The sequence below is a fragment of the Sulfitobacter sp. 1A12157 genome (assembly GCF_043557345.1).
In the GTDB taxonomy this organism is placed as follows: Bacteria; Pseudomonadota; Alphaproteobacteria; order Rhodobacterales; family Rhodobacteraceae; genus Sulfitobacter.
Genome location: NZ_JBIFFV010000003.1, coordinates 226617 through 249969, shown reverse-complemented (window position 1 = coordinate 249969; position 23353 = coordinate 226617). Strand labels below are relative to the sequence as shown.

The following is a 23353-nucleotide window of genomic DNA, read 5'->3' as shown; positions in this document are numbered from 1 at the left end:
AGCCCGATGCGCGACCCGTCCCCTTCCAGCCCCCCTGCGCCAGATGGCGAAGGGCCGCCGCGCCGCCGGTCGCGCCGCCGCGCGGGCATCGTCTCGGCCTTGGTGCTGGTGCTCTTGGCGGCGCTGGCCACCGGGGCGGCGGTCTATTTCACCGGGCGTCCGATCCCGGCGCCGCTTTGGGTACAGACACGGATCGAGGCCCGGATCGCGAACGCATTGCCGCAGGCGCGGGTGGAGTTCGGCGCGATGGAATTCGTCGTCGATGAGGGATGGCGCCCCCGCGTGCGTTTGCAAGACATCTTTGTCACCACGCCCGAGGGCGATGAGATCGTCAGTTTCAATGAGTTCAAGGCCAGCCTGTCGATGCGGTCCCTGCTGCGCGGGGTGGCGCAGCCCCGGGCGATTTCGCTTTCGGGCGTGGTGGCCAACCTGCGCCGCGGGGCGGATGGCCGGGTGAGCCTGAGCGCCGGGGCCGGGATCGCTCCGCCGGAGCGGGAGGCGGCGACTCTGCCGCAACTCATCGGCCAGATTGACGAGGTGCTGGCCGCCCCCGCGCTTTCCGCCCTCCGTTCGGTCGAGCTGCGCGCGCTGACACTGCGGTTCGAGGATGCCCGCGCGGGCCGCGCCTGGACCGGGGATGGCGGGCGGCTGCGCCTGTCGCGCGACGGCGATGCGCTTGACCTCTCGGCGGACCTCGCGGTGCTCAGCGGGGGCGCGGGGGTGGCCACGCTGACCGCGAATTACAGCAGCCGGATCGGGGACAATGCGGCGACCTTTGGCGTAACCTTCGACGGGGTCGACGCGCGCGACATCGCGGCGCAGGGGCCTGCCTTTTCGTGGCTTGAGGTGTTGCGGACCAATATCTCGGGCGCGGTGCGCAGCGGCATCGACAGCGCAGGGCGTTTCGCGCCGATCAATGCTTCTTTGCAGATTGGCAAAGGGGTGTTGCAGCCCAATCCGCAGACCAAACCGATCCCCTTCGACGGGGCGCAGAGCTATTTCAGCTACAACCCCGCGCGGCAATTGCTGCGCTTTGACGAGATGTCACTCGACAGCCCTTGGGTCTCGGGTAATATCACCGGAACCTCGCAACTGGGCGATGTCACGGGCGGCATTCCGGGGCGGATGGTGGGGCAGTTTTCCCTACGCGATCTGCGGGCCAATCCGGCGGAAGTTTACCCCGAGACGGTGGCCTTGGATCAGGCGGATATCGACTTCGAACTCAGCCTCGACCCGTTTCGCCTGAAGCTGGGCCGTCTGGAAATCAGCGATCAGGGCCGCACCCTGCGCCTTGACGGTGCGCTGGTGGCCGAGCCTGAGGGCTGGAACCTGTCCCTCGATGGGCGGATGGACCGGCTCAGCCCCGAACGCCTGCTGGCGCTTTGGCCCGAGGGGGTGAAGCCCAAGACCCGCAAATGGCTGGACGAGAACCTTCACGCGGGCCGGATGCGCAACCTCGATCTGGCGCTGCGCATGGTGCCGGGGCAGGCGCCGCAGACCTATGTCGCCTTCGACTATGCCGGGGCCGAGGTGCGGTTTCTCAAAACCCTGCCGCATATCACCGATGGCAGCGGCCATATGAGCCTGCTCGACAACCGCCTTGTCGTCACGGTGGACGCGGGCGAGGTGATCGCGCCGCAGGGCGGGGCGGTGACGCTGGATGGGTCGTCCTTCATCATTCCCGATGTGCGGGTGAAAGACGGCAGCCCCTCGGTGATCCGGCTCAACACGCGCTCCACCCTGACCGCGGCGCTGTCGCTGCTCAACCAGCCGCCGATGCGGGTGATGGATAAGGCCGGGTTGCCCGTGACGCTTGCGGATGGGGAGGCGGTGCTGAAAGGCACGCTGGCGCTGCCGTTGAAAAAGGGCGGCAAGCCCGAAGATGTGCGCTATCACTTCGCGGGGGACCTGCTGGCGCTCTCGACCGATACGCTGGTCAAAGACCGCAGCCTTCAGGCCAGCAAACTGTCCATCACCGCCGACAATGACCGCATCACCATCGGCGGCGCAGGGCGTATCGACGGGGTGGGCTTCGACGGGGAATGGTCGCAGGCGATCGGCCCCGGTTCGGACGAAAGCCGCCTGACCGCGCAGGTGGCGCTGACCCCGGCGGGGCTTGAAGCCTTTGGCGTGGCACTGCCCCCCGGGAGCCTGAGCGGGGAGGGGCGCGGGCGGCTGGTCGTGGACCTCAAGAAGGGCGACGCGCCGCGCTTCACCTTGCAAAGCGATTTGGCGGGCTTGGGCGTCTCGGTCCCGCAACTGTCGTGGAGCAAGGCGACGAAAACGAAGGGCGAACTCCGACTGGCGGGGCGTTTGGGCGAGACGCCGAATATCGACGCCTTCCAACTGAACGCGCCGGGGCTCCGGGTGGCGGGCTCCATCGACCTGAAACCCGGCGGTGCGCTGGACCGGGTGCGGATCGACCGGCTGCGGCGCGGTGATTGGCTGGATATCCCGCTGCAACTGATCGGGCGGGGCAAGGGCAAGCCGGTGCAAGTGGTGCTAGGCGGCGGCACGCTTGATATGCGCCGGGCCGAGTTCGGCGGGGCCGGGGGCCAAGCCGGTCCGCCGATGCGCGTGGCGCTCGACCGGTTGCAGATCACCGACACGATTTACCTGACCGATCTGTCGGGCACATTCGACACCACCAAGGGGATGGATGGCGCCTTTACCGCCCGGCTCAATGGCGGAACGCCGGTGCAGGGGCGGGTGCTGCCCCAAGCGGGGCGCAGCGCGGTGCGGGTCGTCTCGGACGACGCCGGCGGGGTTCTGCGCTCGGCCGGGTTGGTGAAACAGGTGGTCGGGGGCAACCTGTCGCTCACCCTTCTGCCCGTGGGCTCGGGCGGCGCCTTTGACGGGCAGCTCACGGTCAGCGATGTCGCCATTCGCGACGCGCCGGGGATCGCGGCGCTGGTCAATGCCATCTCGGTCGTGGGGCTGATCAATGAACTCAACGGCGACGGGATTTACTTTGACGATGTGGAGGCAAACTTTCGCCTGACCCCGAACCGCCTGACCTTGACCGAGGCCAGCGCCGTGGGCGCTTCCTTGGGTCTGTCGATGGATGGGGTCTATGCGCTCGACAGCGGGTTGATCGACATGCAAGGGGTGATCTCTCCGGTCTATATGTTCAACGGGATCGGGTCGCTTTTCACCCGCAAGGGCGAGGGGTTGATCGGGTTCAACTACCGGCTCACGGGGGCAGCGAAAGACCCCAGCGTTTCGGTCAACCCGCTCTCGGCGCTCACCCCCGGCATGTTCCGCGAGCTGTTCCGCCGCCCGCCGCCCCAGCCGCCACAGGTGCAGGGCCAGGCGAATCCGGTTGCCCGGGTGCCGGAGGAACGCTAAGCGCCGGGGCGACCCTGCCGCCAGACCCGGAGCCGCGCCGATGAAGCTATCCGATTTCGATTTCGATCTGCCTGAGACCCTGATCGCCACCCGTCCCGCCAACCCGCGCTCCTCTGCGCGGTTGCTGGTGGCCGAGGGCGACGCTCTGCACGACCGGCGCGTGACCGACCTGACAGACTGGCTGCGCCCCGGCGACCGACTGGTGCTGAACGACACCCGCGTGATCCCCGCGCGGCTGAGCGGTATCCGCCACCGCGCCTCGGCCCAAGGGGCGGTGCAGGCCAAGATCGAGGTCACCCTGCTGGAGCCGCGCGGCGATGGCACATGGTCGGCGCTGATCAAACCGCTGCGCAAGCTGAAAATCGGCGAAGAAGTCATCTTCTCCGATGATCTACGCGCCACGCTGGAAGCGGTGGAAGACGGGCAGGGGCATCTGCGGTTCAACTGCGCGGGCGATGACTTCGACGCGGCGCTCAATGCGGCGGGCGCGATGCCGCTGCCGCCCTATATCGCCGCCAAACGCGCCGCTGATGCGCAGGACATGACAGACTACCAGACCGTTTTTGCCCGCCACGCGGGCGCGGTCGCGGCGCCCACGGCCTCGCTACATTTCGACGAGGCGCTGCTCGAAGCGCTGGCCGCGAAGGGCGTCACCTTTAGCCATGTCACCCTGCATGTCGGCGCGGGCACCTTCCTGCCGGTCAAGGTCGACGACATCTCGGAACACAAGATGCACGCCGAATGGGGCCGGGTCAGCGCAAAGGCCGCCGAAGAGATTGCCGCCACCCGCGCCGGCGGAGGGCGCGTGATCCCCGTGGGCACCACCGCCCTGCGCCTGATCGAGACGGCGGCTCGCGATGGTGACATCACCGCTTGGGAAGGGGATACCGACATTTTCATCACGCCCGGGTTCCAGTTCAACGTCACCGACGGGCTGATGACGAATTTCCACCTGCCCAGATCCACGCTGATGATGCTGGTCTCGGCCCTCATGGGGGTGCAGCGGGTGAAAGATATCTATGCCCATGCCATCGGCGAGGGGTACCGCTTTTTCTCCTATGGGGACTCTTCCCTTCTGCTGCCCGAGGCGCAAAAACCCGCTTGAATGTCGCACTAGGGGGTGACTAGCCTGCGATTGCCGTCCATGGGAGGGCTTGAGCGAACAAGGAATTGACTGATGATTCAAGTGGTTTCAAGCGCATGGGCGCTTTTGCTGGGCATGTGCCTTTTGATGGTCGGCAACGGCATGCAGGGCACATTGCTGGGTATCCGCGGCGGCATCGAAGGTTTCTCGACCCTGCAAATGTCGATCGTCATGTCGGCTTACTTCGTCGGTTTCTTGGGCGGGTCGCGGATGGCGCCGGGGATGATCCGGCGAGTGGGCCACGTGCGGGTTTTCGCGGCGCTGGCGTCACTGATCTCGGCGGTGATGATCCTCTACCCGACATTCCCCAACACCATCGTCTGGTCGCTTGGCCGGGTGCTCATCGGTTTTTGCTTTTCCGCTGTCTATGTCACCGCCGAAAGCTGGCTCAACAATGCCGCCACGAACGAGAACCGGGGGCAGGCGCTTTCGGCCTATATGATCGTCCAAACTCTCGGCATCGTTATCGCCCAAGCGCTGCTGCTGACGGCTGACCCTTCGGGCTTCGTGCTCTTTGTCATTCCTTCGGTCTTGGTGAGCATCGCGGTCACGCCGATCCTTTTGTCGATCAGCCCCACACCGCCCTTCGGCACCACCAAACCAATGAGCCTGAGCACCCTGATGGAGACTTCGCCGCTCGGCTGCGTCGGCATGTTCCTTCTGGGCGGCGTCTTCTCGGCCCAGTTCGGCATGGCGGCGGTTTATGGCGCCGAGGCGGGGCTGAGCGTCGCGCAGATCTCACTTTTTGTGGCGGCCTTCTTTGTCGGTTCGGTGATCCTGCAATATCCCATCGGTTGGATTTCTGACCGGATGGACCGACGCAGCCTGATCGTCATCACCGCGCTGATCGGTGGCGCGGGCTCCATGGTCGGGATGATGCTGGGGCATATCTTTCCGATCCTGCTCGCCACGGCCTTTGTCGTGGGCGGCATGTCGAACCCGCTTTACTCGCTCATCATGGCCCATACCAACGACTTCCTCGAACAAGAGGACATGGCTGCGGCCTCAGGCGGGATGTTGTTTATCAACGGCTTAGGCGCGGTCCTTGGCCCTGTGATTACCGGTTGGATGATGGGCACGGCGCTTGGCCCGGGTGGCTTTTACCTCTTTACTGCCGTGCTTTTTGCCGCACTGGCGAGCTATGCTTCCTACCGTAAAACGCAGCGTGCTGCTGTTCCGGTTGATGAGACAGGCAGCTACGTGCCGATTTACCCCTCTGCCACCGCTGTGGCCGTGGAAATCGCGCAGGAATATGCCATTGAAGCAGAGCAGGACGCCGTCGAGGACGCTGCTCAAGAAAACGCCGAAGCGGATAAAAACGGCCGTGATAGCGATAACGATGTCGCGGATGACATAAAACGTGACTAGGCTTTTGCGGTAAGACGTTCTTAACTTTAACGAAACGCCCAGATTGCGGCAAAGGAGTGTGCGGGATGGCTGCCACAAATGCAGAACCCCAAGACGTACTGAATTTCTGGCTCGAAGACGTCGGCCCAGCCGGGTGGTACAACAGTTCCGAAACGCTGGATGCCGATATCCGCGCGCGTTTCGAGGGGCTCTGGAATGAGGCACAAGCCGGGAAACTGAACCACTGGCTGACCAACCCCACCGACGCGCTGGCCTTTTTGATCCTGACCGATCAATTCCCGCGCAACATGTTCCGCGACACGGGCAAGGCGTTTTCCAGCGACCGTATCGCGCTGGCGGCGGCAAAACTGGCGATCGAGAAAGGCTGGGACATGCGCGTGGAGGCGCCCGAGCGGCAGTTCTTCTATCTGCCGCTGATGCATTCCGAGAACCTCTGCGATCAGGACCGCTGCGTGCGTCTGATGTGCGAACGGATGCCGAAAAGCGACGGCAGCAACCTGCTCCACGCCCGCGCCCACCGCGAAGTGATCCGCCAGTTTGGCCGTTTTCCCTATCGCAATAAGGCGCTGTCACGCAGTTTCACCGCGCAGGAAACCTCCTACCTTAACGCGGGCGGCTATGGCCGCACGGTCAAGGAACTGCGCGCGGAACGGCAAGCGGCCTGAGCCTTCGGCAGGTGGGGGCCACACGCGTGGTTGTGGCGATTGCAAATATGGTTTAGCGGTAAACTATATTTGCAAACCCTAACGCGAGGTCCTTGCCATGGCTGCCAAATCCTTTGATCTGATCGTGATCGGTGCGGGGCCGGGCGGCTATGTCGCCGCGATCCGTGGCGCCCAGCTTGGCCTCAAGGTTGCGGTGGTCGAACGGGAGAACCTCGGCGGCATCTGTCTCAACTGGGGCTGCATCCCCACCAAGGCGCTGCTGCGCTCGGCGGAAGTGTTCCACCTGATGCATCGCGCCAAGGATTTCGGTCTGGCGGCGGATAAGATCGACTATGATCTTGCCGCCGTGGTCAAACGCTCGCGCGGAGTGGCCAAACAGATGGAAGGCGGGGTGAAACACCTGCTGAAGAAAAACAAGGTCGAGGTCTTCATGGGCGAAGCCTCGATCCCCGCGAAGGGGAAGGTCTCCGTCAAAACCGACAAGGGCAGCGAAGAGTTGACGGCCAAGAACATCGTGCTGGCCACCGGCGCACGGGCCCGCGAACTGCCGGGGCTTGAAGCGGACGGCAAACGCGTCTGGACCTATCGCCACGCCCTTCAGCCCGCGCATGACCCCAAAAAACTGCTGGTCATCGGGTCCGGTGCCATCGGCATCGAATTTGCGAGCTTCTACAACACCCTTGGCGCCGACACGACCGTGGTTGAGGTGATGGACCGCGTGCTGCCTGTCGAAGACGAAGAGATTTCGAAATTCGCCAAAAAGGCATTCGAGAAACAAGGCATGACCATCATGCAAAGGGCCACGGTCAAGAAACTCGACCGTGCGGACGACAAGGTCACCGCCCATATCGAACGGGACGGCAAGGTCGAGAAGCTTGAGTTCGACACCGTGATTTCTGCCGTCGGCATCGTCGGCAATACCGAAGGGCTGGGGCTGGAAGAGCTTGGCATCAAGGTCGACCGCACCCATGTGGTGACGGATGAATACTGCCGCACCGGGGTCGATGGGCTCTTTGCCATCGGCGACATCGCCGGTGCGCCCTGGCTTGCGCATAAGGCCAGCCACGAGGGGGTCATGGTGGCCGAGCTTATCGCGGGTCAGAAACCCCATCCCGTCAAACCCGAAAGCATCGCCGGGTGCACCTATTGCCACCCCCAAGTCGCCTCCGTCGGCCTGACCGAGGCGAAGGCCAAGGAACAGGGCTATGAGATCAAGGTCGGGCGCTTCCCCTTCATCGGCAATGGCAAGGCCGTGGCCTTGGGCGAGCCCGAGGGGATGGTGAAGACCATCTTCGACGCCAAAACCGGCGAGCTTCTGGGCGCGCATATGGTGGGCGCCGAGGTGACGGAGCTGATCCAAGGCTATGTCGTGGGGCGCCAGCTTGAGACCACCGAAGAAGACCTGATGAACACCGTCTTCCCGCATCCGACACTAAGCGAAATGATGCATGAATCGGTGCTCGACGCTTTCGACCGCGTGATCCATATGTAGGGTGCGCGGGGGCAGGGCGCGTTCGACGTGCTGTGCCCCGCCGCACCTTGGCCAAACCGTCGGGAGCCCTGTCGTGGTCAGCCTTAACCGTGTCGTCATGCATCGCAGCACCCGCCGGATGATCGGTGGTTTGACCCCTGAAACGCTGGATGCCGCCGAGATCTCGGGCAAGTTCGGCAAACGGTTCGCGTTCAAAAGCTATACTCAGTTCACCTATCCAACCTATGATATCTGCGCAGGGCCCTTCACCGATCCCGCGAGCGGTGCCGTGCGGCAGTTCGATCTGATCCTCGCCAATCAGGTGTGGGAGCATCTTGATCGGCCCTATACGGCCTTGGGGCATGTTCAACAGATGCTCAGGCCGGGCGGATATTTCTGGATCGCCGTGCCGTTTTTCATCCCCTTCCATGCCGCCCCGAATGACAATTCGCGCTGGTCTGCCCGGGGTCTGAAAAATCTGCTCATCGAAGCCGGGTTCGAGGCGCATCGGATCACCGCCAAACAATGGGGCAACCGCGCCGCGGCCGCCCGCAATCTGGAGGCTGACTGGCCCCCGGCTTTCGACAAGGCCACAGATGATCTGACCAACGACCCCGAAATGCCGCTTTGCGCTTGGGCGCTGGCCCAGAAGGCTTGAGGGCAGATGGCTGAACACACCTCTTTTCTGCGCGTCTTCGCACTTTGGGCCGCGGGGCTGGGGGCGGCAGCGCAATATGGCAAGATGAGTGTCATCTTCGACCTGCTGCCCAGTATCTATCCGCAGGCCGGGGCGGCGCTTGGGTTTTTGGTGTCCTTGGTGGGTGGTGTCGGTATTCTCCTCGGTGTCGTGGCGGGGTTGGTGGTCGCCCGGGTCCGCTATCGCCGTGCGCTCCTCTTCGCGCTATGGCTCGGCGCGGCAGTATCGGCTTTTCAGGCGCTCTTGCCGGGCTTTGGCTGGATGTTGGCCAGCCGTGTCGTCGAAGGGCTGTCGCATCTGGCCATCGTCGTCGCCGCGCCGACCCTCATTGCGCAGCTGAGCGCCGTAAAAGACCGCGGGTTTACCCTGACCCTCTGGGGCACCTTCTTCGGCGTGGCCTTCGCGATCCTCACGCTTCTCGGCCGCCCGCTTGCATTGGGCTGGGGTGTGCCAGCGCTTTTCGCCGTTCACGCGGCCTATATGGCGGGCTGCGCGCTGGTGCTCTCCGCCAGCCTGCGCAGCTTGCCGGAGGAGGGCGCACAGCCGCCGTTCTCCCTGCCGCAGATGCTCCGCGATCACCTTGCGATTTACTGGTCACCCTTCCTTTCCGCCCCGGCGGCGGGTTGGCTGTTCTATACATTCAGCTTTGTCTCCATCCTCACTGTCTTGCCGCCCTACCTGCCCGAGGCATGGCGGGTGGTCACCATGGCGGCCATGCCGCTCACCAGCATCGCGGTGTCGATGACCATCGGCGTGGCGCTTTTGCGCCACTTGCCAGCGGTCTATGTTGTGCAAGCGGGCTTTGGCCTTTCGGCCCTTTCCATGGTTTGGCTTTGGCTCGCCCCCGGTGCCCCGCTGGCCTGTCTGGCGCTTGCAGGTGCCATGGGGCTGATCCAAGGGGCCAGCTTTACTGCCGTGGCGCAGCTGAACACCGGCCCCGCCGCGCAGGCGCAGGCGAACGGCGCCGTGGCGCAGATGGGCAACCTCGGCAACAGCCTTGGCACGCCGGTCATGGCCTTCGGACTGGCAAGCTTCGGCGCCGCGGCGCTGCCGCTCCTCGCGGGCGGGGCTTTTATCATGGGGCTTGTGGCACATCTCCTCCTCGGTGCGGCCCGGCGTCGCAGGCAGCGCGTTCCTGTTTAGTTCTCACTTTTCCGTTGGAAAACACTGCATCAGCACCTATGTACAAATCGTTAAGAGGGGCATGTGATGGCTGAGCTGAAGAACATTGAAGTGCGCGGCGCGCGCGAGCATAATTTGAAAAACATCGACGTGGATATTCCACGGGATCAACTGGTTGTAATCACCGGGCTTTCTGGTTCGGGCAAGTCGAGCCTTGCCTTCGATACGATCTATGCCGAAGGGCAGCGGCGCTATGTGGAATCGCTCTCGGCCTATGCGCGGCAGTTCCTTGATATGATGCAAAAGCCGGATGTCGATCACATTTCCGGCCTCAGCCCCGCCATTTCGATCGAGCAAAAGACCACCTCGAAGAACCCGAGGTCGACCGTTGGCACGGTGACCGAGATTTACGACTACCTGCGTCTGCTTTTCGCCCGCGTCGGCACGCCCTATAGCCCCGCCACCGGCAAGCCCATTGAGGCCCAGCAGGTGCAGGACATGGTCGACCGGATCATGACGATGCAAGAGGGCACGCGGGCCTATCTGCTGGCCCCCATCATCCGCGACCGGAAAGGTGAATACCGCAAGGAATTCATTGAGTTGCGCAAGCAGGGTTTCCAGCGGGTCAAGGTGAATGGCGACTTCTATGATCTCGATGAGCCGCCCACCTTGGATAAGAAATTCCGCCATGACATCGACGTTGTCGTCGATCGGATCGTGGTGCGCGAAGGTTTGGAAACGCGGCTTGCGGACTCGCTCCGCACCGCGCTCGACCTTGCCGATGGGATCGCCGTTTTGGAGACGGCCCCCAGTGAAGGTGAACCGGAACGCCATACGTTCTCTGAGAAATTTGCCTGTCCCGTCAGTGGCTTCACCATTCCAGAGATCGAGCCTCGGCTGTTTTCTTTCAACGCGCCCTTTGGGGCTTGCCCGTCTTGCGACGGCCTTGGCGTCGAGCTTTTCTTCGACGAGCGTTTGGTGGTGCCGGATCAGAACCTGAAGATCTACGACGGGGCGCTGGCGCCGTGGCGTAAGGGAAAGTCACCTTACTTTAAGCAGACCATCGAAGCCATTGCGAAACATTATAATTTCGATCAGAAGACGCGCTGGAAAGACCTCCCTGAAAAAGTGCAGAACGTCTTCCTCCACGGCTCCGGTAAGGAAGAAATTACCTTCCGTTATGACGAGGGTGGCCGCGTCTATGAGGTCAAGCGGGTGTTCGAAGGGGTGATCCCCAATATGCAGCGGCGCTACCGCGAAACCGACAGTAATTGGGTCCGCGAAGAGTTCGAACGCTACCAGAACAACCGTCCCTGCGGCACCTGCGGCGGCTATCGCCTGCGGCCCGAAGCATTGGCGGTGCGGATTGGCCCGCGGGACGGCGGCGAAGATGAATTGTTGCATGTCGGCAAAGTGGTCGAGATGTCGATCCGCGAGGCCTTCGACTGGTGTCAGACGGTGCCGAACCACCTGACCGATCAGAAGAACGAAATTGCGCGGGCCATTTTGAAGGAAATCCGGGAGCGTCTCGGATTTCTAAATAACGTTGGTCTAGAGTACCTTACGATGTCACGTTCAAGTGGTACTTTAAGTGGCGGTGAGAGCCAGCGCATTCGTTTGGCAAGCCAGATCGGCTCCGGGTTGACGGGCGTCCTTTACGTTCTGGATGAACCGTCAATTGGTCTGCACCAGCGCGACAATGACCGTCTGCTCGATACCTTGAAGAACCTGCGCGATCAGGGGAACACCGTGATCGTGGTGGAGCACGATGAAGAGGCCATCCGCGAAGCGGATTACGTCTTTGACATCGGGCCGGGAGCAGGGGTGCACGGCGGGCAGGTTGTCAGCCATGGCACGCCGCAAGAGGTTGCAGCTGATCCGAATTCTGTGACGGGCCAATACCTTACCGGCGTTCGCGAAATCTCCGTCCCGGTAAAGCGGCGCAAGGGGAATAAGAAAAAGTTGCAGGTGGTAAAAGCCACTGGCAACAACTTACAGAATGTGACGGTGGACTTTCCGCTGGGGAAATTCGTTTGCGTCACGGGCGTGTCGGGGGGCGGCAAATCCACCCTGACAATTGAGACATTGTTCAAGACCGCTTCGATGAACCTCAATGGGGCGCGGCAGACGCCTGCGCCCTGTCAGACCATTAAGGGGTTGGAGCATCTCGATAAGGTCATCGATATCGACCAGCGCCCGATCGGGCGAACTCCGCGTTCTAATCCAGCAACTTACACCGGCGCCTTCACCCCGATCCGCGACTGGTTTGCCGGTCTGCCGGAGGCCAAGGAGCGGGGCTACAAGCCCGGGCGCTTTTCCTTCAACGTGAAGGGGGGGCGTTGTGAAGCCTGTCAGGGCGATGGGGTCATCAAGATCGAGATGCACTTCCTGCCGGATGTCTATGTTGAATGTGAGACCTGTAAGGGCGCGCGCTATAACCGCGAGACGCTGGAGGTCAAGTTCAAGGGCAAGAGCATCGCCGATGTTCTTGATATGACTGTGGAAGATGCGCAAAGCTTCTTTGCCGCGGTGCCGTCGATCCGTGAGAAGATGGATGCGCTGATGCGGGTCGGACTTGGATATATCAAGGTCGGTCAGCAGGCGACGACCCTTTCCGGCGGAGAGGCGCAGCGCGTGAAGCTTAGCAAGGAACTCAGCAAGCGTTCCACGGGCCGCACGCTCTATATCCTCGATGAGCCGACCACCGGTTTGCATTTCGAAGATGTGCGTAAGCTCTTGGAAGTGCTCCATGAACTGGTGGATCAGGGCAACTCCGTTGTGGTGATCGAACACAATCTCGACGTGGTGAAAACCGCGGATCATATCATTGATATTGGCCCCGAAGGGGGGGACGGCGGGGGTCGGGTCGTGGCCACGGGCACGCCGGAGAAGGTCGCCGAGGTGGCTGAGAGCTACACGGGCAAATACCTCAAGCCGATGCTGCATAAACAAACGAAAGTAGCGGCGGAATAACCGCCGCCACCCAAACGCTTTGCCAGCGCTGTGTCCTTAGAGCACGGCGCGGGCGATGCGGATCAACTGCAAGGTTTCATAGGCGCTGTCTTTCAGCGCGATGACCTGACCGTTCAAAACCGCGTAGTTATAGCCGTCTTGTGGTGCCTCTAAGCCGTAGAGGTTAATCAGATCGGCCTGAGTAAGCGCTGCGGTCGGTGCGACGTTGATGCCTGATCCGATGGTCGGCACCCGGGCGAGTTCGTTGATACGCAGCAGGGCGGTGTGATCTTCGTTGCTGAGCAGCACAGGCTGCCCGTCGATCAAGGCGTAGCGATGCCCGTCGGGGGCAGCGTCTAGGTTGTAGAGCTGCGCGATTTGATCCGACCGCAGCAAAAGCAATTCGCGTTCCGTAAGGGGGTCGGCCTCCAGATAGGGTTCGCGGCGCTCTTCCAACAGCGCATTGAGTTGATCATCGGAATAGCTTGCCCATTGTTCATAGGACACGCCTTGTTTCGCCAAGCCCGGCGGGACACAGGGCGGGTCTTTCTTGGCCAGTCCGGGCGGGCAATTGCGATAGGTGATCAACTCTTCCTCGGGAAGCGCGGCGGCATTCAGGTCAGGCGCGGCCAATGCCAGGGCTGCGGCGCCGAGGATGACGGCCATGTCGCGCCCCTCGGGGGCGGGGGTGTTCAGAAGACGGGTGACGGTGGTCTCGCGGTCTTGGGTAAATCGGGTCACGCGCTGATCAAACTCGGCACGGTCAATGCCCTTCGGCAGTTCGATCTTATCGCCCTTGATCTTGACCTTGTCGCCATTGACCTTGATCTCGACCTTGTCGTCCTTCTTGTCTCTCTTTGCCTTTTTCTCTTTGTACTTTTCAGCCGTCTTGTCGCGCTTGTCTTTCTTTTTCTCCGCCTTCTTTTCGTGCTTTTCCTTCTTCTTTGCCTTTTTGTCTTTCTTGTCCTTGCCCTTATCGTCTTTGGCGAGCCAAAGCGTCTCGGGGCCATCGGTGTTGACAGCGGTGGCAGGCAGGGCCGGGGCAAAGCCGGTTCCGGCGGCGGCCAGCGGGCCCGCCGCGCAGGCGGTCGTCAGGATCGTGGTGAAGAGCAGGCGTCGCATCAGGGATCTCCATAGATAGGATCGTTCTGAAGCCAACGCCTGCCCGGATCAGGTCGTTCCCGAGAAGAATGCGATCAGCTTAACCTTGCCAACCGCGCTTTTCAAAACGGGGCAGCATGGCAGAGAAGTCTTTGCCCTTGCCGCCTTCCTCTTCGACGAAGCGGGTGTAGAGCTCTTTCGCCAATGCGCCCATCGGGGTGTCTGCATTGGCCATTTCGGCGGCTTGTTGCGACAGGCCAAGGTCTTTCAGCATCAGTTCCGCGGCAAAACCCGGTTTGTAGTCGTTGTCTGCAGGTGACTGGGGGCCGACGCCGGGGGCGGGGCAGTAGGCGTTCATTGACCAGGAATAGCCAGAGGAGGTGCTGACCACATCGAACATCCGTTCGCGATCAAGGCCCAGTTTGTCGGCCAGTGCGAAGGCTTCGCAGGTGGCGATCATCGTGGCACCGAGGATCATGTTGTTGCAGATTTTCGCAGCTTGGCCCGCGCCTGCATCGCCACAGTGAACGGCTTTCTGACCCATGATGTCGAAGAGCGGTTTGGCCTTCTCGAAGGCCGCCTCAGCACCGCCTGCCATGAAGGTCAGCGTGCCGCCCTGCGCGCCGCCGATGCCGCCCGAGACGGGGGCGTCCACGAAGAGTAGTCCGGCTTTCTGCGCCGCATCCGCCGCGAAGCGCGCGCTTTCCACGTCAACGGTGGAGCAGTCGATCAGCAAGGCACCCGGGGCCATATGGGCAACCGCTTCTTCGGCGACTTGGCGCAGGATCGCGCCATTGGGCAGCATGGTGATGACGACATCGGCATCGGCGACCGCCTCGGCGATGGTCTTGGCCTCGGCGACCCCTTCGGCGGTGGTGCCGGCCACGTCATTGCCGCGCACCGTATGACCCGCGGCGGCGAGATTGGCCGCCATCGGGCCGCCCATATTGCCCAGACCGATGAAACCGATTGTGAGTTTGCTCATGAATTTTCCTCCAACTTCAATTCGTTGTCGCCCAAGGGGGCGAGCATGGCGTCGACATCGGCCTGCGGTACATCCCAATCGGCATGTTGCCAGTTGGGGCTGCGATCCTTGTCGATGATCGCGGCGCGCACGCCTTCGATGAAGTCGCCTTTTTCAAGCGACCGCGCGGTAAAGCGGTATTCCTGTTGCAGCGCCGGGACCATGCCGATGCCCGGACCGCGCAGACGGCGCAGCATTTCCAGCGTGCAGGCCATCGACAGGGGGGAGTTGCGGCGCAGGGTCTTCAGCGTCTCGGTGGCGAAGGCGCTTTCCGATATGGAAAATGTGGCTTCGATCTTTTCTAAATTCTCCGGGGCGAAGAGGTGGTCGACCTCTTCCTGAACCTCGGCCAGTTTGGACGGGGGCGGGGTGGTCGCCGCGCGGTCGAGGATGAAGGGATCGCCGTTTTCTTCCAGTTGCGCGATCAGCGCGGGCCATTGGTCTTCGGGGATGAAGCAGTCGGCAAAGCCCGCGTGCAGCACATCCGCCGGCCCCATGCGCGCCCCGGTGAGGCCGAGATATTCGCCCATCCGCCCCGGCGCATGCGCCAGCAGCAGCGTGCCGCCCACGTCCGGCACCAGCCCGATGCCGCATTCCGGCATGGCGATCTTGCTCGTCTCGCCCACCACGCGGTGCGAGCCGTGGCAGCCGATGCCGACACCGCCGCCCATGGTGAACCCCTGCATGAAGGAGATCACCGGCTTGGGATAGCCGTGCAGCTTGTTGTTGAGCCGGTATTCATCGGCCCAGAACTGCCGGGCAAAGTCGAGGTCACTGTCCTTGCCGGTCTGGTAGAGTTGCGCCACGTCGCCGCCAGCACAGAAGGCCTTTTCGCCTTCCGCATCCAGCACCACGACAGCGACCTCCGGGTCGTCGCGCCAAGCGTCGATCGCCTTCTCGATGGCGATGCACATGTCGTAGCTTAGCGCGTTCAGCGCTTTGGAACGCGTCAGCGTGATGCGGCCCGCGCGCCCCGTTTTGCGGATGTCGATGTCACTCATGGACGGCCTCAGCGGTTCTTAAGCATGTCGCGGGCAACGATCACGCGCATGATCTCGTTGGTGCCTTCGAGGATCTGGTGCACACGCAGGTCGCGGACCAGCTTCTCGATGCCGTAGTCGGCAAGGTAGCCGTAGCCGCCGTGCAGTTGCAGACATTGATCGACAACCTTGCTGCCGGTCTCGGTCACGAATTTCTTGGCCATGGCGCAGAACTTGGTGGCGTCGGGCGCGCCGGTGTCGAGCTTCCATGCCGCCTGACGCAGGAAGGTGCGGGCGGCCTGAAGCTCGATCTCCACGTCGGCAAGGCGGAACTGCAGCCCCTGGAACTGGTCGATGGTTTGGCCAAAGGCCTTGCGGTCGCCCATGTAGTCCAGCGTCTTGTTCAGCGCGGTCTGCGCGGCGCCGAGCGAGCAGGCGGAGATATTGAGCCGCCCGCCGTCGAGGCCGGCCATGGCGTATTTGAAGCCCTTGCCCTCTTCCCCGACGAGGTTCTCGGCTCCGATCTTGCAATCGTCGAACTGCACCAGCGCCGTCGGCTGGCTGCGCCAGCCCATCTTGTCTTCCAGACCGCCGAAGCTGAGGCCCGGGGTGCCGTCCTCGACATAGACGGTGGAGACACCGCGCGCGCCCTCGTCGGAGGTGCGGACCATGGTGACATAGGCGTCCGAATAGCCGCCGCCCGAGATGAAGGCCTTGGTGCCGTTCAGCGTATAGCCCTCGTTGGTGCGCTCGCAGCGGGTCTTGAGCGCCGCCGCATCGGAGCCGGAGCCGGGCTCGGTCAGGCAGTAGCTCAGGACCGTCTCCATGGTGAGCACCTTGGGCATGACGCGCGCTTTCATCTCGTCACTGGCGAAGGTGTCGAGCATCTTAGCGCACATGTTATGGATCGAAAGGAACGCCGCGACGGAGGGGCAGGCCATCGAGAGCGCCTCGAAGACCAGCGTGGCGTCGAGGCGCGTGAGCCCCGCGCCGCCGGTCTCCTCGGAGACATAAAGCCCGCCAAAACCCAACTCACCGATCTGCGGCCACAACTCCTTGGGAATGGTGCCGTCCTTCTCCCACTGATGGGCATGGGGGGCGATATTGTCCTGCCCGAAGGCGTGGGCCATATCGAAAATGGCGGTCTGTTCCTCGTTCAATGCGAAATCCATCGCGGCTCCTCCCTGAAGTCATGTGTCCTTGGAACTGAACACTTGTTTAATTCTATCAGCCGAAAGGAGTCGCAACAAGCGTCACAGATCGGCGTGGTATTCCTCGATCAGATGGCGCACGACGGCTTTGCCGCCTTCGCCCTCGGGGGCCTCGGCCCAGACCTTGCGTTGACGGGTGGCGGAGGTTTCGCCCCGCGCCGCCTCGCGCAGGGCGCAGACTTCGTCGAGGCAGCCAAACGCCTCGGCATCCTCGGCCAGCATCGAGACAATCTCGTCGAAAAGCTGGTCGAAGGGTTTCATCTGCCGATCGCCGAAGTCGATCAGCGCGTCACCGGTGCCGTAGCGCTGCGCGCGCCAGCGGTTCTCGCCGATCAGGAAACGGTCGTATTTGCGCCAGCTCAGGTTGCTGTCACGCAGGCGCAGCAGCATCCGGCATAGCGCCTGCGTCAACCCGGCAAGGCCAAGCGTATGCGACAACTGCGGCTGCACATCGAAGATTCGCGTCTCCAGCGTGGGGTAGTGGACCGAAGGCCGCAGATCCCACCAGACCTTTGAGGTGTCGGCGATGATGCCGAGGTCGACCAGCGTGCCGGTGGTCCGCTCGTAGGCCGCCCAGCTGTCGAACTGCGGCGGCAGGCCGGTGCGGGGCATGTTGTCCATCACCGACATGCGGTAGGAGGCGAGCCCCGTGTCCTCGCCCTGCCAGAACGGCGAGGAGGCGGAAAGCGCCAGCATATGCGGCAGGAAATAGGATAGCTGCGGCATCAGGTCGATGCGCAGGTCGTCACTGTCGATGCCGACATGCACATGCATGCCGCAGATCAGCATCCGGCGGGCGATGTCCTCCAACTCGGATTCAAGCTGCGAATAGCGTTGTTTCTCGGTCGTGCCTTGGGTCTTCCAATCCGAGAAGGGATGGCAGGCGACAGCGATGGGGGAAAGGCCATGGTTCCCCGCCAGCCGGGCGATGGTGGCGCGCAGGTGGCGCAGGTCGTCGCGGGCCTCGGCCACGGTCTTGCAGGGCTTGGTGCCGATCTCGATCTGGCATTGCAGGAATTCGGGGCTGACCTGATCGCCCAACTCCTTGCGGCACTCCTCCATCAGCGCTTCGGGGGCGTCGGCCAGAGCCAGTGAATCCGCGTCGACCAGAAGGTATTCTTCTTCGATTCCGATGGTGAATTCTTTTTGCATGGCTCTGACCTTTGGCAGGGGCCGACCGCCACATTGGGCGACCGGCGGGATGGATCACTCCATCACGGGGATGGAGAACTCGCCACCCTCCTTGATGCCCGAGGGCCAGCGTGCCGTCACGGTCTTGGTGCGGGTGTAAAACTTGAACGCATCCGGGCCGTGCTGGTTCAGATCGCCGAAGACGGATTTCTTCCAGCCGCCGAAGGTGTGGTAGGCCAGCGGCACCGGGATCGGCACGTTGACACCGACCATGCCGATGTTGATGCGGTTGGCGAAGTCGCGCGCCGCGTCACCGTCGCGGGTGAAGATCGCCGTGCCGTTGCCGTACTCGTGGTCCATCGCAAGGCCAAGCGCCTCTTCGTAGTCCTTGGCGCGGACGCAGGTCAGCACGGGGCCGAAGATTTCCTGCTTGTAGATGTCCATGTCCTTGGTGGCGCGGTCAAACAGATGCGGCCCGACGAAATAGCCGTTCTCGTAGCCCTGCAGTTTGAAGTCGCGCCCGTCGACGACAAGCTCCGCACCCTGATCGATGCCGGTCTGGACCAGACGTTCGATGTTGGCCTTGGCGGCGGCGGTGACCACGGGGCCATAGTCCACGTCGTTGCCTGCGGTGTAGGGGCCGACTTTCAGCTTTTCGATGCGCGGCACCAGCTTTTCGATCAGGCGGTCGGCGGTTTCCTCGCCCACCGGCACGGCGACGGAGATCGCCATGCAGCGTTCGCCCGCGGCACCGTAGCCTGCACCCACCAGCGCGTCGGCGGCCTGGTCGAGGTCGGCGTCGGGCATGATGATCATGTGGTTCTTGGCACCGCCGAAGCACTGCACGCGTTTGCCGTTGGCGCAGCCGGTGGCATAGATGTACTCGGCGATCGGGGTCGAGCCGACAAAGCCGATGGACTGGATCACGTCATGATGCAGGATCGCGTCGACCGCTTCCTTGTCGCCATTCACGACCTGAATGATGCCCTTGGGCAGACCGGCCTCTTCCAGCAGTTCGGCCAGCATCAGCGGGACGGAGGGGTCACGCTCGGACGGCTTCAGGATGAAGGCGTTGCCGCAGGCGATAGCGGGGGCGAACATCCACATCGGGATCATGGCCGGGAAGTTGAAGGGCGTGATGCCCGCGGTGACGCCCAGAGGCTGGCGCATGGAGTACATGTCGATGCCCGGGCCGGCGCTGTCGGTGAAATCACCCTTCAGCAGTTCCGGCGCGCCGATGCAGTATTCCACCACTTCGAGGCCACGCTGCACGTCACCGGCGGCGTCGGGCAGGGTCTTGCCGTGCTCGCGGCTCAGCGCCTCGGCCAGCTTGTCCATGTCGCGGTTCAGCAGGGCCACGAACTTCATCAGCACGCGGGCGCGGCGCTGCGGGTTGGTGGCGGCCCATTTCGGCTGCGCGGCTTGGGCGTATTCCACCGCCTTGTTCAGCTCATCGCCATTGGCCAGCGGCACCTTGGCCTGCACTTCGCCGGTGGCGGGGTTCATCACGTCGGCGAAGCGCCCGGAGGTGCCCTTGACGTGCTCGCCGTTCAGGTAATGCGTCATCTCTTGCATGATCGGTCTCCTCTATGGTTGGCGGCACGATAGCCTTGCAAAAAGAACCGGAACAGAGGAAGGATGGCAAAACCGTCTTGCATTTTTGCAAAGCGTGAGGGCAGATGGATGGATCAGAATTGGGACGACCTGCGGCTGTTTCTGGCGGTCGCGAGAGAGGAAAGCCTGTCTGGCGCGGGCAAGCTGCTGCGGCTCGATCCCGCAACGCTGGGCCGCCGCATGGCGCGGTTGGAAAAGGCGTTGCAGACCGTGCTCTTCGTGAAATCCCCTCAGGGCTATATGTTGACCGAAGCGGGGCGGGATCTGATGCAGCGGGCAGAGCGGGCCGAACAGGCGATGCGCGCGGCCACCGCCGGGGTGCAGGTGCAAAGCGATCAGCTATCGGGCCAGATCCGTGTCGGCGCGCCCGATGGGGCTGCGAACTATCTGCTGCCACAGGTCTGTGCGGCGATTGCCGAGAAAAACCCCGATCTGGATGTGCAGATCATCGCATTGCCGCGCGTCTTCAACCTGTCCCGGCGCGAGGCGGATATGGCCATCGGGGTGAGCGCGCCCACGGCGGGGCGGTTGGTGGTGCAGAAAGTGACGGACTACCATCTCCATCTTGCCGCCGCCGAAAGCTATCTGGCGCAGCATCCTGAGGTGACCGCCGTGGGCGATCTGCAAGGGCACCGGATGGTCGGCTATATCCCCGATATGATCTTTGACCGTGAGTTGGATTATCTCGCCGACCTTGGCATCAGCCGGGTGGCGCTGGCGTCGAATTCCGTATCCGTACAGGTGCGAATGATCCAGCAGGGCGGGGGGATCGGGGTCGCGCATGACTTCTCGCTCGCCGCGACACGGGGGGTGCGGCGCATCCTCACCGATGCCGTGAGCCTCAAACGCGCCTTTTATCTGATCCGCCACGCCGATGACCGGCGCAACGCTCGATTGGCGGCCTTTGCCGAGGCGCTGGCCACCGGGCTGCGGGCCGAGACCGCGCGGCTGGAGGCGCTGGCCTCGGGGCGGGCTGCGCCAAAAGCTTGACAGAAAAGGATTTCGCGGTGACGCTGAAGGTGACTTAGCCCTGTACCCAAGGAGGCGCCAGATGCTCGTATCGCAGATTCTCAAGACCAAGCCCGATGATAAGGTGGTGACGGCCAAACCCGGATTGGCGATCTCCGAGGCGGCGGCGATACTGGCCGAGAAACGGATCGGGACGCTGGTGATTTCGGCCGATGGCAAAACGCCGGATGGGATTCTCTCCGAGCGCGACATCGTGCGCGAGTTGGGCCGCGCGGGGGCGGGCTGTTTGGAGCAGGCGGCCGAAACTCTCATGACCCGCAAACTGGTAACCTGTAGCCGCGACGACCGGTCCGATGCGGTGCTGCAAAAGATGACCGATGGGCGCTTCCGCCATATGCCGGTGCTGGAGGACGGCGAGTTGGTGGGGCTGATCTCCCTCGGCGATGTGGTCAAGGCGCAATTGCAAGAGCTGTCGATGGAGAAACAGGCCCTCGAAGGCATGATCATGGGGCACTGATGCGGCATCGAAACTGTGGTTCCCGCCGGCTGACGGCGGGGCACTGCTATCGCTAACCGACTTGCGCTTGGGGCGGTGAAATGATTGGCTGTGCCGCAACGCAGCAGATACGCAGGACAATTACATGCGCATAGCCCTTTACCCCGGTACGTTCGACCCGATCACGCTGGGGCATATCGACATCATCCGCCGCGCGGCCCGCATGGTCGACCGGCTGGTGATTGGCGTGGCCATCAACCGCGACAAGGGGCCGTTGTTCACCCTCGAAGAACGGGTCGCCCTGATCGAAGCAGAATGCGCGCAATTGGCCGAGGAGACCGGCGTCGAGATCGTGGTGCATCCTTTCGAAAACCTGCTGATCGACTGTGCCCGCGACGTGGGCGCCCAGACCATCGTGCGCGGTCTGCGCGCCGTGTCCGATTTCGAATATGAGTTCCAGATGGTTGGCATGAACCGGCAGTTGGACGATTCCATCGAAACGGTCTTCTTGATGGCCGAGGCCACCCATCAGGCGATCGCCAGCAAATTGGTGAAAGAGATCGCGCGGTTGGATGGGGATGTCAGCAAATTCGTGACGCCGGCGGTGAATAAGGTGCTGATTGAGCGGTTTTCGCAGGGGTAGCGTTTAGGTGGCGAGTGGGCCGTGTGCGGCGCGGTTCTGCGAGGTATTTTTAAAAGGATGAAGGGGAGGGGCGTGGCGCTTGAATGGCGGCCGCGTCTTTTTTTGGGCTGCTGTGGAGGGTGGCGATTGGGGGGAGGTTACCGCCAGAAGGCCATCCATTCGATCAGTGCAAAGAGTTTCTTGCCGAGATAGATCATGTGGTCGGCCCCATAGAAAGAGAGGTCGACTGCCATCGCCCCAGCGATCACAAGGGCCAGCATGATGGCGATGGGATTGGTCATGATGGGGCTCCGGCCGGGGAATGGCCTGATATTACAGGCACATCCCCGCCGTGCAAGCCTCAGCCCAGTTTGCCCATGGCGACGGCGACATCGGCCATGCGCACCGAGAAAGCCCATTCGTTGTCATACCAGCCCAGCACCCGCACGGTGCGGCCTGCCACGACGATGGTTTGGTCGGGGGCGAAAATGCAGCTTTCCTCGGTATGGTTGAAGTCGATGCTGACCTTCTGTTCGGGGTCATAGGCCAGCACGCGTTTCATCGGGCCATCAGCGGCGGCGCGGGCGGCGGCGTTGATTTCCTCCACGGTTACGTCGCGGCTGGCCTGGAAGGTGAGGTCGACAGCGGAGACATTGGGAGTGGGCACGCGCATTGCGGTGCCGTCGAGTTTGCCCTTCAGCGCGGGCAGCACTTCGCCCAGAGCCTTTGCAGCGCCGGTGGAGGTGGGGATTAGCGCCATGGCGGCGGCGCGGGCGCGGTAGAGGTCGTTGTGGCGGCGGTCGAGTGTCGGCTGGTCGCCGGTGTAGCTGTGGATCGTGGTCATCAGGCCGCTTTCGATGCCCACGGCCTCGTGCATCACCTTGGCGAGCGGGGCGAGGCAGTTGGTGGTGCAGGAACCGTTGGAGATCATCCGATCCGAGGCTTCGAGCTGGTCGTCGTTGACGCCGTAGACGATTGTCTTGTCGACGTTCTTGCCGGGCGCTGAGAGCAACACGCGTTTGGCGCCGTTCTCGAGGTGCACATTGGCCTTGTTGCCGTCGTTGAACTTGCCGGTGCATTCCAGCACCACGTCGCAGCCGGACCAGTCGAGCTCTTCGAGGTTGTAGGTCGACATCATCTCAATGTCGTTCTGGCCGAGGTTCATGTAGCCGTCGTCGATCTGCACCTCGCCCGGGAAGCGGCCATGGACGGAATCGTATTTGATGAGATGCGCCGCGGTGCTGAGCGGGCCGGTGGCGTTGACTTTGATCACTTCGATATCATCGCGCCCCGAGGCCGCGATATGGCTGAGCGTGCAGCGGCCGATGCGGCCAAATCCGTTGATGCCAACTTTGATGGTCATGGTGCATTCCTTGTCTCGGGCCGCGCGATGGGGGGCCGTATGTCGGGGTCGCGGGTTCTATATCCGGCACGGGCG

19 protein-coding genes are annotated in these 23353 nt (G+C 62.8%); 11 read left to right on the top strand and 8 right to left on the bottom strand.

Features of this window, described 5'->3' with window-relative positions:
* Positions 1–6 precede the first annotated feature (6 nt).
* From ACGYLC_RS07815 to uvrA, 8 genes are all read left to right on the top strand, one after another.
* Positions 7–3348, top strand: coding sequence for a DUF3971 domain-containing protein (locus tag ACGYLC_RS07815; protein WP_394422451.1), 3342 nt, complete (start codon positions 7–9; stop codon positions 3346–3348).
* 40 nt (positions 3349–3388) lie between these two features.
* Positions 3389–4453: a tRNA preQ1(34) S-adenosylmethionine ribosyltransferase-isomerase QueA gene (gene queA / locus ACGYLC_RS07810; RefSeq protein WP_394422450.1), complete on the top strand. Its 1065-nt coding sequence runs from the start codon at positions 3389–3391 to the stop codon at positions 4451–4453.
* Between the two features lie 72 nt (positions 4454–4525).
* Entirely contained in the window at positions 4526–5860 is a 1335-nt protein-coding gene (locus ACGYLC_RS07805; RefSeq protein ID WP_394422448.1) for an MFS transporter, read from the top strand.
* A gap of 65 nt (positions 5861–5925) precedes the next feature.
* Positions 5926–6525, top strand: coding sequence for a DUF924 family protein (locus ACGYLC_RS07800; protein ID WP_394422447.1), 600 nt, complete (start codon positions 5926–5928; stop codon positions 6523–6525).
* Between the two features lie 97 nt (positions 6526–6622).
* Positions 6623–8017: a dihydrolipoyl dehydrogenase gene (lpdA, locus tag ACGYLC_RS07795; protein WP_394422446.1), complete on the top strand. Its 1395-nt coding sequence runs from the start codon at positions 6623–6625 to the stop codon at positions 8015–8017.
* 73 nt (positions 8018–8090) lie between these two features.
* Entirely contained in the window at positions 8091–8654 is a 564-nt protein-coding gene (locus ACGYLC_RS07790; RefSeq protein WP_394422445.1) for a methyltransferase domain-containing protein, read from the top strand.
* A gap of 6 nt (positions 8655–8660) precedes the next feature.
* Positions 8661–9836, top strand: coding sequence for an MFS transporter (locus ACGYLC_RS07785; protein WP_394422444.1), 1176 nt, complete (start codon positions 8661–8663; stop codon positions 9834–9836).
* A gap of 66 nt (positions 9837–9902) precedes the next feature.
* Positions 9903–12788, top strand: a complete 2886-nt coding sequence (gene uvrA, locus ACGYLC_RS07780) for an excinuclease ABC subunit UvrA (RefSeq protein ID WP_394422442.1) — start codon at positions 9903–9905, stop codon at positions 12786–12788.
* A gap of 36 nt (positions 12789–12824) precedes the next feature.
* On the opposite strand, the gene ACGYLC_RS07775 is transcribed toward uvrA, so the two are convergent.
* The 6 genes from ACGYLC_RS07775 to ACGYLC_RS07750 all read right to left on the bottom strand — a co-directional run bounded on the left by ACGYLC_RS07775 (position 12825) and on the right by ACGYLC_RS07750 (position 19789).
* Positions 12825–13889: a transketolase gene (locus ACGYLC_RS07775; RefSeq protein WP_394422441.1), complete on the bottom strand. Its 1065-nt coding sequence runs from the start codon at positions 13887–13889 to the stop codon at positions 12825–12827.
* Between the two features lie 79 nt (positions 13890–13968).
* Positions 13969–14853, bottom strand: coding sequence for a 3-hydroxyisobutyrate dehydrogenase (mmsB, locus tag ACGYLC_RS07770; protein ID WP_394422440.1), 885 nt, complete (start codon positions 14851–14853; stop codon positions 13969–13971).
* Entirely contained in the window at positions 14850–15893 is a 1044-nt protein-coding gene (locus ACGYLC_RS07765; RefSeq protein ID WP_394422438.1) for an enoyl-CoA hydratase/isomerase family protein, read from the bottom strand. Before ACGYLC_RS07765 ends, mmsB begins: the two co-directional genes overlap by 4 nt.
* Before the next feature lie 8 nt (positions 15894–15901).
* Positions 15902–17044: an acyl-CoA dehydrogenase family protein gene (locus tag ACGYLC_RS07760; RefSeq protein WP_394422437.1), complete on the bottom strand. Its 1143-nt coding sequence runs from the start codon at positions 17042–17044 to the stop codon at positions 15902–15904.
* A gap of 81 nt (positions 17045–17125) precedes the next feature.
* Positions 17126–18235 (bottom strand): carboxylate-amine ligase, encoded by a 1110-nt coding sequence (locus ACGYLC_RS07755; protein WP_394422436.1) that lies wholly within the window; start codon positions 18233–18235, stop codon positions 17126–17128.
* Positions 18236–18289: 54 nt separating this feature from the next.
* Positions 18290–19789 carry a CoA-acylating methylmalonate-semialdehyde dehydrogenase gene (locus tag ACGYLC_RS07750; RefSeq protein WP_394422434.1) on the bottom strand — a complete coding sequence of 500 codons (1500 nt, stop codon included), beginning with the start codon at positions 19787–19789 and terminating at the stop codon, positions 18290–18292.
* A 108-nt stretch (positions 19790–19897) separates the two neighbouring features.
* Between ACGYLC_RS07750 and ACGYLC_RS07745 the strand changes: the two genes are divergently transcribed.
* From ACGYLC_RS07745 to coaD, 3 genes are all read left to right on the top strand, one after another.
* Complete coding sequence (locus tag ACGYLC_RS07745) at positions 19898–20818, top strand: LysR family transcriptional regulator (RefSeq protein ID WP_394422433.1); 921 nt, start codon at positions 19898–19900, stop codon at positions 20816–20818.
* Positions 20819–20879: 61 nt separating this feature from the next.
* Positions 20880–21314 carry a CBS domain-containing protein gene (locus ACGYLC_RS07740; protein ID WP_394422432.1) on the top strand — a complete coding sequence of 145 codons (435 nt, stop codon included), beginning with the start codon at positions 20880–20882 and terminating at the stop codon, positions 21312–21314.
* A 124-nt stretch (positions 21315–21438) separates the two neighbouring features.
* Complete coding sequence (gene coaD, locus ACGYLC_RS07735) at positions 21439–21936, top strand: pantetheine-phosphate adenylyltransferase (protein WP_394403856.1); 498 nt, start codon at positions 21439–21441, stop codon at positions 21934–21936.
* A 137-nt stretch (positions 21937–22073) separates the two neighbouring features.
* On the opposite strand, the gene ACGYLC_RS07730 is transcribed toward coaD, so the two are convergent.
* Positions 22074–22217 (bottom strand): hypothetical protein, encoded by a 144-nt coding sequence (locus tag ACGYLC_RS07730; protein WP_394403857.1) that lies wholly within the window; start codon positions 22215–22217, stop codon positions 22074–22076.
* A 59-nt stretch (positions 22218–22276) separates the two neighbouring features.
* Entirely contained in the window at positions 22277–23278 is a 1002-nt protein-coding gene (gene gap / locus ACGYLC_RS07725; protein ID WP_394403858.1) for a type I glyceraldehyde-3-phosphate dehydrogenase, read from the bottom strand.
* Positions 23279–23353 lie beyond the last annotated feature (75 nt).